The 14,120-nt window shown below is 59.1% G+C and carries 11 protein-coding genes; 1 reads left to right on the top strand and 10 read right to left on the bottom strand.

Going from position 1 to position 14,120, the window contains the following annotated elements; genetic code table 11:
- Positions 1 to 10: 10 nt before the first annotated feature.
- The 4 genes from pdeM to G6L01_RS00815 form a co-directional block, all read right to left on the bottom strand.
- Entirely contained in the window at positions 11 to 712 is a 702-nt protein-coding gene (gene pdeM / locus G6L01_RS00830) for a ligase-associated DNA damage response endonuclease PdeM (protein ID WP_070164017.1), read from the bottom strand.
- A 58-nt stretch (positions 713 to 770) separates the two neighbouring features.
- Positions 771 to 3,278, bottom strand: a complete 2,508-nt coding sequence (locus G6L01_RS00825; protein WP_420359973.1) for a ligase-associated DNA damage response DEXH box helicase — start codon at positions 3,276 to 3,278, stop codon at positions 771 to 773.
- Positions 3,279 to 3,349: 71 nt separating this feature from the next.
- Entirely contained in the window at positions 3,350 to 4,120 is a 771-nt protein-coding gene (locus tag G6L01_RS00820; RefSeq protein WP_070163611.1) for a transporter substrate-binding domain-containing protein, read from the bottom strand.
- Positions 4,121 to 4,219: 99 nt separating this feature from the next.
- A complete protein-coding gene (locus G6L01_RS00815; RefSeq protein ID WP_070163612.1) occupies positions 4,220 to 4,867 on the bottom strand; it encodes a YitT family protein in 648 nt (215 codons plus the stop codon).
- A gap of 345 nt (positions 4,868 to 5,212) precedes the next feature.
- Here G6L01_RS00815 and G6L01_RS00810 point away from each other — a divergent pair, with 345 nt between their 5' ends.
- Positions 5,213 to 7,162 (top strand): diguanylate cyclase, encoded by a 1,950-nt coding sequence (locus G6L01_RS00810; RefSeq protein WP_070163613.1) that lies wholly within the window; start codon positions 5,213 to 5,215, stop codon positions 7,160 to 7,162.
- A 108-nt stretch (positions 7,163 to 7,270) separates the two neighbouring features.
- Here the strand turns inward: G6L01_RS00810 and G6L01_RS00805 are convergent, their stop codons facing one another.
- From G6L01_RS00805 to G6L01_RS00780, 6 genes are all read right to left on the bottom strand, one after another.
- Positions 7,271 to 8,641, bottom strand: a complete 1,371-nt coding sequence (locus tag G6L01_RS00805; RefSeq protein WP_070163614.1) for a histidine-type phosphatase — start codon at positions 8,639 to 8,641, stop codon at positions 7,271 to 7,273.
- 120 nt (positions 8,642 to 8,761) lie between these two features.
- Entirely contained in the window at positions 8,762 to 10,087 is a 1,326-nt protein-coding gene (locus G6L01_RS00800) for an ABC transporter permease (RefSeq protein ID WP_070163615.1), read from the bottom strand.
- The gene (locus G6L01_RS00795) at positions 10,084 to 10,797 is read right to left on the bottom strand and encodes an ABC transporter ATP-binding protein (protein ID WP_070163616.1); all 714 of its coding nucleotides are present in this window, start codon (positions 10,795 to 10,797) and stop codon (positions 10,084 to 10,086) included. Before G6L01_RS00795 ends, G6L01_RS00800 begins: the two co-directional genes overlap by 4 nt.
- Before the next feature lie 6 nt (positions 10,798 to 10,803).
- Positions 10,804 to 11,271 (bottom strand): hypothetical protein, encoded by a 468-nt coding sequence (locus G6L01_RS00790; RefSeq protein WP_070163617.1) that lies wholly within the window; start codon positions 11,269 to 11,271, stop codon positions 10,804 to 10,806.
- 174 nt (positions 11,272 to 11,445) lie between these two features.
- Complete coding sequence (locus tag G6L01_RS00785) at positions 11,446 to 13,200, bottom strand: alkaline phosphatase (RefSeq protein WP_070163618.1); 1,755 nt, start codon at positions 13,198 to 13,200, stop codon at positions 11,446 to 11,448.
- Between the two features lie 105 nt (positions 13,201 to 13,305).
- On the bottom strand, positions 13,306 to 14,118 hold the full coding sequence (locus tag G6L01_RS00780) for a TIGR02186 family protein (RefSeq protein WP_420359829.1): 813 nt from the start codon (positions 14,116 to 14,118) through the stop codon (positions 13,306 to 13,308).
- Positions 14,119 to 14,120 lie beyond the last annotated feature (2 nt).

Here is a 14,120-nt window from a genome sequence, read left to right as displayed (position 1 = left end):
TTTTATGTTTTCAGGCGAACAGGCCGCTGAAGCGCACCGAATAGATCCGTTCGCGGCCCAGAAGATGCGCGACCAGCGTCTCCCTTGCGAAAAGCCCTGTGAATGCCTTGTGCTTTAAATCCAGCCCGCCCGTCGTCACCCCGAAAGCCGGCATGATCAGCCGGTCGCCATCGGCGGCGAAACAGGCGCGACGCACGGATTTCTCCCGCCGGCGCACGGTGGCTGACGGGTGAAGATGGCCGGCAATCTCGCCTCTGGCGCTTTCACCGATTTGCGGTTCATGGCGAAACACCAATCCGCCATAGGAAATTTCATCGGCCACCATGCCCGCCAGGTTCTCGACCCCATCAGGATCATGGTTGCCGGTGATCCAGATCCATTCGCGGCCTCGTGTCATCTGCTCAATTGTCTGCCGGAACGGCTCTGGCATCAGCGCCGATCCCAACCGGTCATGAAACGTGTCACCCAGACTGACAACGATGGCCGGATCGAAACGGGCAATCACCGCTTGCAGTTTTTTCAATGTCGCAACGGTATCATAGGGCGGCAGAAGCTGGCCACGCCGCGCAAAGGCCGCCCCCTTTTCCAGATGCAGGTCGGAGACGACGAGCAATCGCAATGCTGGCAGATACAGCGTGCCGGACAGGTCACAGATGGCCTCAACACCGCAGATCTCGATCTCGGCGGTGAGGTCCGTCTTCTCCGGGCGCATTATAGAAGCCGTCGTCAATCCAATCATATCTGGCCCGTCATATCCTGACCATTCCATCTTATCCCATCGCTTCAGCGATGAGATCTTCAGCCGCTTCCGCCAGCACATCTTCCTGGGCTTCGCCGACCACCGTTTCCCGGCCGATCTCCAGCATGACCGGCACGGCCAGCGGCGAGACATGGTCCAGCGCCTTGTGGAGAATATGGCCGTTGATTCGCTTTAGCATATCGCCAAGCCGGGCAATGTCCAAAAGACCGTTTGCCGCATCCGCGCGGGTCGCCTGCAGCAGGATATGATCGGGCTCATGGGCGCGCAGCACATCATAGATCAGGTCCGCGGAGACCGTCACCTGCCTGCCGGATTTTTCCTTGCCGGGATGGCGCTTTTCAATCAACCCGGCAATCACCGCACAGGTGCGGAAGGTACGCTTCAGCATGTAGGAGGAGTCCAGCCAGGCCTCCAGATCGTCGCCCAGCATGTCTTCCTCGAACAAGTCAGCCAGCGAAAGCTTGCCCGTGGACACCATCCAGCCGAGATCCTCCAGCCCCCAGATCGCCAGGGCGTAATCCGTCGCCACAAAGCCAAGCGGCTTGGCCCGCCACCGTTCCAGCCGCCGCGTCAGCAGCATGCCCAGCGTCTGATGGGCCAGCCGCCCCTCAAACGGATAAAGCACCATGTAGAAGCGCTTGCCGCGTGGAAAAGTCTCGACCAGCAGGTCGCCCCGCTTCGGCAACACGGATTTGACTTTCTGGATTTCCAGCCAGTCACGCACCTGATCCGGCAGGCTGGCGCGGCGGGCGGGATCGTCCAGCATGGCCCGCACCTGATCGGCAAGATAGGTCGAGAGCGGAAATTTCCCGCCCGCATAGGCCGGAATTTTCGGGTCCTGCGAAAAAGCATTGGACACCAGGCATTCGCTTTCGCGCAGGCCTTCAAACCGCAAGACCTTGCCGGAAAACAGGAATGTATCGCCTTGCGCCAGTTGCTCGACGAAATATTCCTCGACCTTGCCAAGGGTCATGCCGCCTCGCCCGATGGAGCCAAGGTGATTGCGCTTGACCAGCCGGACATTCAGCATCGGCTCCTCGACAATGGTGCCGAGATTGAGCCTGTATTGCTGCGCCACCGCCGGATTGGAAATCCGCCAGCGTCCTTCTGCCGTCTTGCGGATGCGGGCATAGCGGTCATAGGTCTTCAGCGCATAGCCACCGGTAGCGACGAAATCGACAATCCGCACGAACGTTTCACGCGACAAAGAAGCGTAAGTCATGGCTGACGTTACTTCAGTATAAAGAGCCTCCGCATCAAAAGGTGCGGCACAGGCCATGCCCAACACATGCTGGGCCAGCACATCCAGCGGGCCTTCGCCCACCGATTGGGTGTCCTGCGCACCGAGATAGTTGGCATCCAGCGCCGCCTGGCATTCCATCACCTCGAAGCGGTTGGCGGGAACCAGAATGGCCCGGCTTGGCTCATCCATACGGTGATTGGCCCGGCCAATCCGCTGGGCCAATCGGCTGGCGCCCTTGGGCGCGCCGACATGGATGACGAGATCGACCTCGCCCCAGTCGATGCCGAGATCCAGCGTCGAGGTGGCGACCACGGCACGCAGCCGGTTGGCGGCCATCGCCTCTTCCACCTTGCGGCGCTGGCCGACATCCAGCGAGCCGTGATGCAAGGCAATCGGCAGGCTGTCGTCATTGACAGTCCACAATTCCTGAAACAGCATTTCCGCCTGGGAACGGGTGTTGACGAAGATGATCGTCATCGCAAACTGTTTCAGCACCGCATAGATATCAGGAATGGCGTAACGGGCCGAATGGCCGGACCAGGGAATGCGCTCCTGCGTGTTCAAAATGGTAATGTTCGGCCTCGCCCCGCCAGCCACCGTGATCAGCCCAGCCAAGGCCGCTTCCCCCGGTCTTTGGGCCACGAGCCAGCGCTGCAGCTCCGGCGGATCGGCAACGGTGGCAGAAAGGCCGATGGTTTGAAGTCCCGGCGCCAGGATGCGCAGCCGGGCCAGCCCCAGCGCCAGAAGATGGCCACGCTTGGAGGTAACGAGCGAATGCAACTCATCGAAAATCACATAGCGCAGGTCCCGGAAGAAGCGGGGGGCTTCGCCATTGGCGATCAGCAAAGCCAGCTGTTCCGGGGTTGTCAGCAAAATATCCGGCGGATTGAGCTTCTGGCGTTGCCGTTTTGCCTGCGGCGTATCGCCGGTCCGCGTCTCGACGGTAACAGGCAGGCCCATTTCCTCGACCGGCTTGACCAGATTGCGCTCAATATCGACCGCCAGTGCCTTTAGCGGCGAGATATAGAGCGTGTGAATGCCGATAAATGCCTCGCCCGGCCGCTTTCGCCCGCGCCGGGTCAAATCGACCAGTGAGGGCAGAAACCCGGCAAGGGTCTTGCCCGCCCCCGTCGGGGCAATCAACAGCGTGCTTTCTCCCTGCCCGGCCCGCCCCAGCAGGTCCAACTGATGCGCACGCGGCTGCCAACCCTTCTGTGCAAACCAATGCTCGAAGGATGAGGGCAAAAGAGAAAGCGTGGATTCCGGCTCAGACACAGAGATAAAATAGGTGAAACCGGATTAAATAGAAGCGGTCCCCGACTATTTTGAGCATATAAACCCAGGCTTTATTGCATCGCGGCGTCCAGCTTGGCCTTCCAGTCACCGTTTTCCAGCGCCTTTGCCATGAAGCCGTCCACCGCAGCCTTGAAGCCCGGGTCCTTGCGCAGCAGATAGGCATTTTCAAAATGGGTGAAGGGTTCCTTGACGGCAGCCGGGCAAAGCACGCCGGGATGCAGCTTGGATTGCAGGTCCACTTCCACGCCGTCGGTCACCATCACATCCGCCTTGTTGGCGGCAATCTGGTCAAAAATCACCTTATTGTCGGGAAACACCTCGATAGGTGCCTTGGTGAAATGCTCATGGGCAAATTTGTCGTTGGTGCCGCCGGGATTGACGATGACACGCACTGACGGCTGATCGATCGCCTCCAGCGTCACCAACCGGTCCTTGTCCTCGCAGCGGACGATCGGCCGTTTGCCATCCTTGACATTCGAAAGCGAGAAATCGCCGACCTCGGCGCGGGCCGGATTAACGGTAATACCGCCCAACACCATATCGAACTTTCCGGCTTTGAAATCCTCCAGCATGGTTTTCCAGGTGGTCATCACAAATTCCGGCTTGACGCCGAGATCGGTAGCCAGCGCCTTGCCCATGGCAATATCGGCCCCGACCAGTTCGCCATCGCCACCCTTGTAGCTGAAGGGTTTATAGTCCCCTGTCGTGCCGATGCGGATCACGCCCGCCTGCTTGATCACCGCCAGCGTGCCATCCTCGGCATGGACAAGAGAGGTCGTCAAAAGCAAAGCTGTGACCAGAGCGGTGCGGAAAAACGTCATTATCTGTCTCTTTCTTGAGCATCAATCAGGGCGGGGGCCGAATTCAGCCCATTGGCATCTGAGCAGCAATTTTCATTCCAAATGACAAGACGCTCCAGCCTACATTGCAATATAGCGGTCTTTGCGATGATTGATCGCCAGCGTCAGATTGACGACAACAGCGCCGATGATCGAGCAGGCAATGATGCCGGGCGTCGCCACAAAGAACGAGCCGATCAGCACCATGCCGTCAAAGCAAAGCTGCACAAGCCCGGCCCGCCAGCCGTAGCGATCCTGAAGATACAGCGCCAGGATACCAAAGCCGCCAAGGCTTGCCTGATGGCGAAACAGCACCAGCATGCCAGTTCCCACCAGCAGCCCACCAAAGATGGCCGCGACCAGCGGGTCCAGCAGGGAAAAGCCGATGAATTTCGGCAGGATGGCACTCAGCACCGAGGTCAGCAACACGGCGATGAAGGTTTTTGCCGTGAACGCCAGACCCATCCGCCGGAACGCGAAATAGTAGAAGGGCAGGTTGATGGCAAAGAAGATCGGGCCAAACCCGACCGCCGACACATAATGCAGCAGAAAGGCGACACCTGCCGTGCCGCCGGAGAGCAGTTTGGCATTGGACAGCAAGACCACGCCCAGCGCCGCCAGCATGGCTCCCGCCAGCAGGCCCTGCACATCGTCCAGCATGGAATGCTGTTCAGGACTTGAGGCGATGGGCTTGCGGGAATTACCTGCCTGTTTGTCTGCTGCTGCCATGAACCATCCTGCCTTTGCCACCACCTGGGGATGTTTATCCGTAGACCTGCGGGCCGGGGTCCTCAAGCGCCGAGGCGCGACATCGCCAAAGTTATCCCCGGTCGCCGGAGACCGTGTTCAAGATCGACGCATCAATATACATATCTTCGAAATTACAAATTAACGATCATCTTCTACTCTCTGGCCTATGAAACAGGCTCGGCGAGATTTCTCGCTTCCCCTGCATGCATTGAGTACCAAGTTTCGACGGTGTGAACGACATCCTCGACTTGGCGGAATTTCGAATACGAACTGCCATTTTCAATGACACTTCGTATAAGGGCCGTGTAGGAGACGCCAGAGCAGATGAACACGACGATGACGATCATTCTGGTCAATAGTGCCCTTGTCACGCTGTTTTCCCTCGTTTCGAGCAGGCTGGCCGGATGGCTTGAACAGCAAAATCCGACCTATAGGCCAATCGGGCTTGGCATTGCCGGTGGCGTCACGGCCATCGTCGCCATGCAATTTCCGATAACGATTGTACCGGGTCTTTTCATGGACCTTCGCAACAGTGCCATTGCGGTCTGCGGACTGATGGGCGGCCCGGTTTGTGCCATTTTTGCGGCGGGCATTGCCATAACCTGGCGCGTTCTGGAAGGTGGGATCGGCGCTGGGGCAGGAGCCCTTTCTATTTTACTGGCTGCAGGCGCGGGTGTTTGGGCAGGCGGGCGCGATGAACAGGCAATCTTGAGCCTGCGGCGCATCGCAGCCATGGGCCTTGGTCTCACCATCCTGCCACAGATAACACTCTTGGTCCTTCCACCTGAAACATGGCCAGCGGTGTTTGCCGTCCTGCCACTGCTTTTGCCAATGCAATCCCTGGCTGCTCTGCTTGCAGCGGCTGTGATCAGAAGCGAGACATTGCAACGCGTTCGATTACAGGAGGCAAAACTTTACCGGACCGTGATCGAGAGCATGCCGGAAACCCTCACGGCCAAGAACCGAGAAGGCCGTTTCATCCTGACCAATCCCGCCACGGCCAAGGCCCTTGGCCTGGATGACCCCGCGCAGATGATTGGCAAGAGCGATGCGGATTTTCATTCCTCCGAGCTGGCGGCCCGTTACCGCGCTGACGAAGAGGCTGTCTTTGCCGAAGGCAAGCCTGTCCATATCGAGCAGAGCTATGAAACGCCTGCTGGCGTCAAAGGCTGGTATTCGACCCTTAAATATCCGATCTGCGACCAGAGGACCGGAGAGATCATCGCTCTCGCCACCCATAGCCGCGACATCAGCAAGCAGAAGGAACTGGAGCAGCAATTGGCCGAGAGCCGCCAGCAATTGGCCGATGCTCTGGCCAATATGGCCGATGGGCTTGTGATGTTCGACCGCCAGGGAAAGCTGGTCTATTGCAATGAACGCTATCGCTCCATGTTCTCCAAAACCGCTGATATCAGGGTGCCTGGCGCCGATCTGCACGACATCATCGCCGCTTCGCGCGCGCGCGGCGAAGAGACCGCACCTCGCGACAGCGACCCCATCTTGCCCGAGCAAAGCTTGGACAGTCTGCCTGTTTTGCCTCTGGTGCCAGGCAAGCGCGAAATCGCCCTCTGGGACGGACGGACCCTCGAAGCTCAAACAAGAAGCGTCGGTGGCGGCGGTTCGCTGATCGTCTTTACCGATGTTACCAGGGCGAAACAGGCGGAGGGCTTGCTGCGCCATACCAATCGCGCCCTGGAAAAAGCGGCCTTTACCGATGGCCTTACCGGGCTTTACAACCGGCGTGCCTTCGATGTGCATCTCCGGCAGGAATTTGCACGGTCCCACCGCACCGGGTCTGGTGTTAGCCTTTTGATGATCGATATCGACCATTTCAAACTGTTTAACGACCGCTATGGACATCAGGCGGGAGACCAATGCCTGCGCCAGATCGCCACGACGTTGCGTTCGGTCGCCAAACGCAGCACCGATATCGCTGCCCGCTATGGCGGCGAGGAAATGGCGCTCATTCTCTCCGACACCGATCTTGCCGGAGGCGCTACTGTGGCAGAATACTATTGCCAGGCAGTCCGCGACCTGCATATTCCCCATGGGGATAGCGAAAAGGGTATCGTCACCGTCAGTATCGGCGTGGCAGCCGTTCCGTGCGACGATATCCACTCCAGCGATGATCTTGTAGCGAGCGCCGACGCTGCCCTTTACAAGGCGAAACACAGCGGCCGTGACCAATATTTCACCGCCAGCCATGCTCCCGCCCTGGACACGTTCCAGCAAAACTGCAAACCGGCTTCGGCGATCGGCAATGCCTTAAAATAATCGAGAATGCATCTCCGCACCCCGGTGAAAAGCCGAGGCGCCATTCTGCATAGTGTTTCGAATGAACGTCATGGCGGATGTCAGGTTCAGTTTGAACCTGACTGGCCCTCAATGCCCACTGGCCAGATAGATTTGTGGCGCCACCGCCGTCATGTCCAGTTTGGGGCGGGTGATGGCGAGGAAGCGATCCAGCGGGCAGGCACCGTCAACCTGTTCCTTTTCGCAGCCCGGCAGGGGAATGGTGGCCTGGAGTGGCGGGGTTTTATCATCCAGAACCGATGCATTGCGGATCTGGTCCAGCGACGGCGCGATGAACTGCATGCGCACGAACACCTTGCCCGTGGCATCGTGCAGGCGCTCGAACGCCATGGTGCCGGTGGGAGGAGTTTCATCATCGAGATAAGGCGGAATATGCCAATGCAGGCCAAGCATGGCGCCAATTTCTGCCTGCTGCGTGTCGGAACCAGTAAACAGCAGATATTTCGCATTTGGCGGGCCATCGCTGGGCGCACTATTGTTGGCCAGACCTGTTGCCGGATCGGCGGCCACCGCCAGCAACAGCTGATTGAGAAGATTGGAGCCATCGCGGGCGGCAAGATAAGGAACACGATTGCCGAGATCATATTTGATCTGGCGCAGCTGCGACAGGCGGATAATGTCCGCTTCTGTCGGCGTTTTGCCAAAGCCGACCTGATCGGCAGGAAAACCATTGGCATATTGCAGCAGGAAAACCTGCACGACGGTGCCTGCATCCTTCAAAGGGCCAACCACTTCGACGCTGGCAGGCTTTTCCCCCTTGGCCTGCTTGACCTTGATCGACCAGGGGCGCTGCGACAACGTGCAGGCAGCGGACGCATCGGCCTTTTCGCAAAGCGAAGCCGCGCAGCAGTCGAGAATGCCGTCGAGTTCCGTCATCAGGCTGGCAGCACGCGCCCGAGGCTTTTCAAGATCGCCACCCGCTGCCTCTAAAATTGCAGCCGTGGCCTTGTCGGGATCGACAGCGCCAAGCCTGGTATCGGAAGGGGCATAGAGCACATCGACGCCATCCGTGGCCTCGGTATTGTTAAAGCCGACCGTCAGGCCGCAGCCGGGAAACAGGGTGGACAGCATCACATTGCCGGTATCGATGGTGCGCTTCACCGAACCATTCGCCCAACCGAACACCGTGCCGGTCGCGGGGCAGCCACCCTGCGGCAGAAGCCCCCGGCCCCGGAGCATGGTGCCCTCCCACCGTGCCAATTGCGCCGTAGCCTCAGCGCCGTGCGGCGTCAATTGACCATCGGCGGTATCCCATTGCAGCCAGGGCTTGGACGACAGCAGGGCGATTTCCTTGGCACTGGTTTGCGGGCGCACGCCATGACGCATCAGCACCACATACTTATCCAGCACCATGCCGCTATCGGCAAAGGCTGGCGCGGAAAAGCCCACCGTAGCCAAGCTGAGCGCAGAAAAAACCAATGTACGAACCGATATGCCCATCGCCGTGCTCCCACTACGCCCAACTTGAACCGAAAATGGAACAAGGACTGTAGCGGCTCACTTACCTTTGGCGGGTGACCGTTATATGACAGAACATAAAGCAGGCTAGGCCGTACTCCGTCAGGAACGCAGCGCCGCCACCGGCGATTGGCGATAGGCAAGCCAGGCTGGCAGTGCCGAAAGCAGCGCCGCAAAGACCAGCATGGCGCAGAACTGCCAACCATCCTGGCTTGCGAATTCCACCGGCAGGTTAAAGCCATTGCTGGTCTTGACGGTTTGCGAAATGACCTTTGCCGCCGCATATCCCATAGCCACACCAAACCCGATGCCGCCCAGGAACAGGCTGAAAAGCTCACACCAGACGATCAGGAAGACCGATGACCTGGGAGCGCCGAAGGCTCTGAGAGCGCCAATCTGCTTGCGGCGCTGGCCGATATGAACGACCGTCACCAGCAAGAGCGCGCCTGCCACCAGCGCCTGCGCGCCGATTGCCACAAAGGACAAAACCAGTTTCGCGTCGCCCAGCGTCGCGTAAAGCCTGGTCAGGACCTCGCCGGGGAAAACGCCGAGTGTCCGGTCGTTGCGATAGTCCTGCCGCAGCTTATAGGCAGCGGCAATGGTTTTCGGCTTGACCAGAATGGCCGGTACGCCGGGGTCTGTGGCTGAGAATTGCTCTGAGAGAGCAGCATCGGGGTCGATATGGCCGTGATGATCGTGCTCGTCATGGTCCTCATCATGACCGGCTTCACCCTTGTCCCCCGCCTCTTCCTGGGTGTGCTGTTCTGCGGCGTGCTGTTCTGCTGCGTGATCGGCCTCGTCCGCATCGTGATCATCATGCTCTTCCCCGAGACCGTGAATATGCCAGACAGCCTGGACCGGAACAAGGATAGCGCGATCCCAGGCCGTGCCGGTGGCTTTCAGCCTGCCGACGACATGATAGGCCAGTTCGCCATGGGTATGACCGCCTTCAGCAGCCGTGCCATGCATCGGCTTGACCGTATCGCCGGTCTTCAGCGCGACATCGGCGCCCACCACCGCCTCGCCTTCGCGCTGAAACATCTGCCCCTCGGCAAAGCCCGGCGTGGTCGCAGCAATCAGCCGTGTGGTCGTACCGACAATCGGATAGCCGGAAAAACTATCGCCGAATGCCACAGGTGCTGCCCATTCCACGCGGGGATCGGCCTGCAATGTCGCCAGAACCGCACCCGGCACCAGCGGCAAGGGCGAGGGCTGCAAAAACACCGAGGACAGGACCAGCTGGGTTTCCGACCCGGCTGCGCCGATCACCAGATCGAATTTATCGGCAGCCCGGGCGCTGCCCAGCCGCAAGGCCCGTTCCTGCAAGGTCACCGTCACGCCAAGCGCGGTCGACAGCGCCACCAACAGGCAGACAACCAGCGCACCGGCCCAGAGTCGGCGCAGATCGGCAAGGATGAAACGGATCATGCGTCACCTCCCAGAGGTCCGACAATGCCTCCAGCAATGTCACCTGTGTCATCGACGATTTCACCGTTTTTCAACTCGATCCTGCGTGGCAGACGCTCCACCAGACGGGCATCGTGGGAAACGACGATCAAGGTGCTGCCCTCGCTTTTTGCCAGATCCAGAAGAAGATCGGCAACGGCAGCCCCCGCTTCGGCATCAAGGCTTGCGGTCGGTTCGTCGGCGATGATCACGCCGGGTTTTCGCAACAGCGCCCTGGCCACCGCCACCCGCTGCATTTCGCCACGCGACATGGTTTCAATCGCTTGATCCGGTCGGCCGAGGCCGAAACGTTGCATCAAGTCGTGGGCGCGCGTGACGCAAGCAGGCGTCACCACCCGTGCCAGCCGGGCTGGCAGCAGGATATTGTCGATGGCCGACAGACCGGAAAACAAATGAAACTCCTGCATGACAAGACCGATATGCGCCGCGCGGAACCGGTCGCGCGCGCCTTCCGAGAGGCTCGACAGATCGGTGCCGTTCCAGCGGGCATTGCCTTGGCGCAGGCGCTCCAACCCGGTCATCACATTGACCAGCGTGCTTTTGCCCGAGCCGGAACCGCCGATGATCGCCAGTTGAGCCCCGGCGGCAATCTCAAGCCGACCAATGTTTAAAACCGGCTTTGGCAGGCCCGTGTAGCGGACCGCCACGTCTTCGAGAACAAGCGACATCATGGGCGATTACACCGTACCATAAGTGGCATTTCTCAGCCGCAATAGACTGACGAAACCCGTTTCAGGGTCGGTCCAGGACCCCATTTCCAGGGTCCCAACCACTTCAATGCGGGTTCCCGGCTGCACGAATGTCTGCTTTCGATCCAGATAGACCACGACGATATTGTCCGGCCAGTCCGCGTCCGAGGAGCAGAACGGGCAGAGCGCCATCGGAATTTCTGTCAGCACGAAAAACGCCGCTTCCGCCTTCAGCGGCGGTGCCATAAAGCCGCGCATCGCCACCGGTTTTCCAGCGGCCTGCTTGACCATGTCGGAAAATTCCAACCCGAGCACGCCGACCTTGCCATAGAGTTGGTCGAAATCGATCAATTGCGGTGCAGCTTTTGCCGGTTTTGAGAACAGCCCAAGGGCGGCAAACCCAAGAAGAGCCAAACTGTCTCGCCGTCGAAAAGCAACCCTGCTGAGATCTTTCATCGTAACGCCTCGGCACTGAACACGGCATCGCACCACGCCGTGCACCCTCAAAAAATAGAGCATTTCCAGGAAATGCGGAAAACCCGGAAAATACGTAAAAACAAAGAGCGGAAGTCTCTATAGAATAGGCTCCGGATGCGATATCCGCACCCGGAGCCGAGTATCATAGCAGGCTTAGTTGGCCTTTGGCGCACCAAGGGCAAAAGCGTCGGCCAATACCTTGTAGACGTCGCTTTCTTCCAAATAGCCCTTGAAGCCTTCCGAACCGGCACCCGTGGCCTGAAGCACGACATCGTCAACAGCGTGAACGGCGGTGTCGGCCGAACGCGGCAGATTGCCTTCGCGGAAAAGCGCACCCGGCACCGACTTATAGGCCTCGTTGGCGACGTATTGCTTCTTCTCGTTCTGAATTGCCGGCTCGAACGGACCGTCCATCTTGGGGCGGAAGGTCTCGTAATAGTCCGGGAAGTTGGACGAGAACACTGCCAGGCGACGCGAAACGTCGACCTTGTCCGGGAAGCCGTCGCCGTCCTTGTCTTCATAGTTCGGGAAGCCGGCATCAGCGTAGACGCCAACCTTTTCGCGCATCTCGGTGCCCGGCTTTTCATCATCAATCGTGCCGATTACCGAAATGCCATGCGTGTGGTCGCCGGTGACGACGATCAGCGTATCCGGATGGGTCTTCAGGAATTCGAGGCCAAGCCCGATCGCCTGATCGAATTCGATGGTTTCATACATCGCCCGATCCCAATCCATCGGATGGGACATTTTATCGATGGATGCGCCTTCAACCATCAGGAAGAAGCCGTCCTGGTTCTTGGACAGTTGATCAAGGGCAACCTTGGTCATATCGACCAGACCCGGCTGGTCGGGGAATTTATCGACGGTCCCCTTCTTCAGGAACTTGCGATCCAGAAGCGTATCCATGTTGCCGGTATGAAACAGGCCGAGCAGCTTGCCGCTATTGGTGCCGGCGGCAGCATCCAGTTCGGTCTTTGATGTCGCCAGCGTATAGCCGGCATTCTTGAACTCGGCGATATAGTCCTTGTCATCCTTGCGCTTCGAGCCAGGAATGGATTTGGACAGGAAATAGGCCGAACCGCCACCCAGGATGACATCCGGCTTGACGTTGAACATCATACCGACAATCTCGGCCTTGTCGGCGCGGGCGCGAGTGTGAGAAACGACGGCGGCGGGCGTTGCATCTTCGACTTCAGCCGGAGAAACAATACCAATCGACTTTTTGGTGGTGCGGCGCAGCGCCTCGGCAATGGTTTCGACCTTCGGGTCATCCAGCGTGTTCGGGGTGCGGTCGGCATAAACGCCAAGCGCGTTCACGGCGGTCTTGTGGCCGGTCATATAGGCCGACATGGTGTTGGCGCTATCGGTGGCGATGGCATTGGTCGAGGATGTGCCGATAAAGGCCATCCGGTCGAGGCTGTCCATGTTGAGGTGGCCGTTGGCCTTGCCCTCGGTCATGCCCTTGGACATGATGCGGGCACCGGTGCGGTGGGCTACCGACAGACCATCACCGAGGAAGAAAATGATATTCTTGGCAACAGGCTTTTGCTGGGTCGCATAGACATCCCAGGTGACGGATTTCTTTTCGTCTCCAGCCGAAACCTCGACCTTGTAGGAGCCTGCCGGAAGCTTAACATCGCGCAGGATCAGGGCCGAGCCAAGAACCTTGTCTTCCTTGCCTTTTTCTTCGGCGGTGAACTGTGCCTGGCTGCCGAAAACGGCTTTGTAGTCCTGGCCGTTGACGGTGATTTTTACATCTTCCGGCTTGACGACAGATTTCAGCTCGACCTTGAAATCAAAGGGAGAACCGGTGAGGATCGTGGCGCGATCAAGCGGATAGACCGTGGCGGCTTGGGCGCCGCCTGCCAGAACCGTCGTGGTAAAAAGAGCTGCGAGAATGGTGCGCATAATGTTTCCCCCAATATGTGCCAGATGATTGCAGGGCGGTCTTAGGGCGCAGAGATGACAGGCAGATGACAACGCCCGATTGCGTGATGATTGTCTAAATGCCTCTTAATCCTTGCGGAAGACAATGCTGGCCGTCCACCCGGTGATCACAGCCACCAGCACGGCGAAGATGCCGTAGGACAAGGGCTGGTTATGGGCGGCATCGGTGATTGCCTGTTCGACGCCGGTCTTCACCACCCGCAGGCGCAGGTCCTTCTGGGCCAGGAAGACACCGCTCTTGAACAGGTATGCATGCACGACATGCACGCCATCGGGAATACTGGCGGGCAGCCGCAGGCTGGCGCGAAACAGATTGGTGCTGACGAAGCGAATACCGGCATCGCCCTCCTGATAAAGGCCGCTTGTCTGTTGCAGGCGGCGATAGGCAGTCCGAAACTCGCCCATATTGATATCGCCGATGAAATGGCCGGTCGGGGTCAACGGCAGATAATCGACGCCAAGCCCCAGATCGTTCAGGACCTCACGCGGGGCAATCGCCTGCACCGGCCTGGTGCTGGCAACCGAATAGGAGGTCGGCACCCGCTCGAAGGTCAGGGATTGACGATTGACCCAGATGCCCAGGAACCGCTCCTTGCGCCGCACGGTCGCCGCTTCCCGCGGGCCTTCCAGCGTCACCACGACATCATATTGGCCGATGGCCAGCAGCAATTGATCGACATTGTTCAGCGCCCCAAACACAGTGAGATCGGCGCCGCGAAAATCGGAGGTAATGGCGATTTCATTGGTGGACGTGCCGATTTCCAGCGTTTCCTTGCCGGTACTATCAGGCGTCAGAAAAGGGATCTGGGCGCTCGCCGCGCTCGCAAACAGGATCGCACCAGAGAGTGCCATCAGCGCCAGAAGGAGGAACCGGCCCATAA

Source organism: Agrobacterium vitis (assembly GCF_013337045.2).
Taxonomy (GTDB): domain Bacteria; phylum Pseudomonadota; class Alphaproteobacteria; order Rhizobiales; family Rhizobiaceae; genus Allorhizobium; species Allorhizobium vitis_B.
The sequence above is the reverse complement of the archived record's forward strand: the minus strand, read 5'-3'. Positions and strand labels throughout refer to the sequence as shown.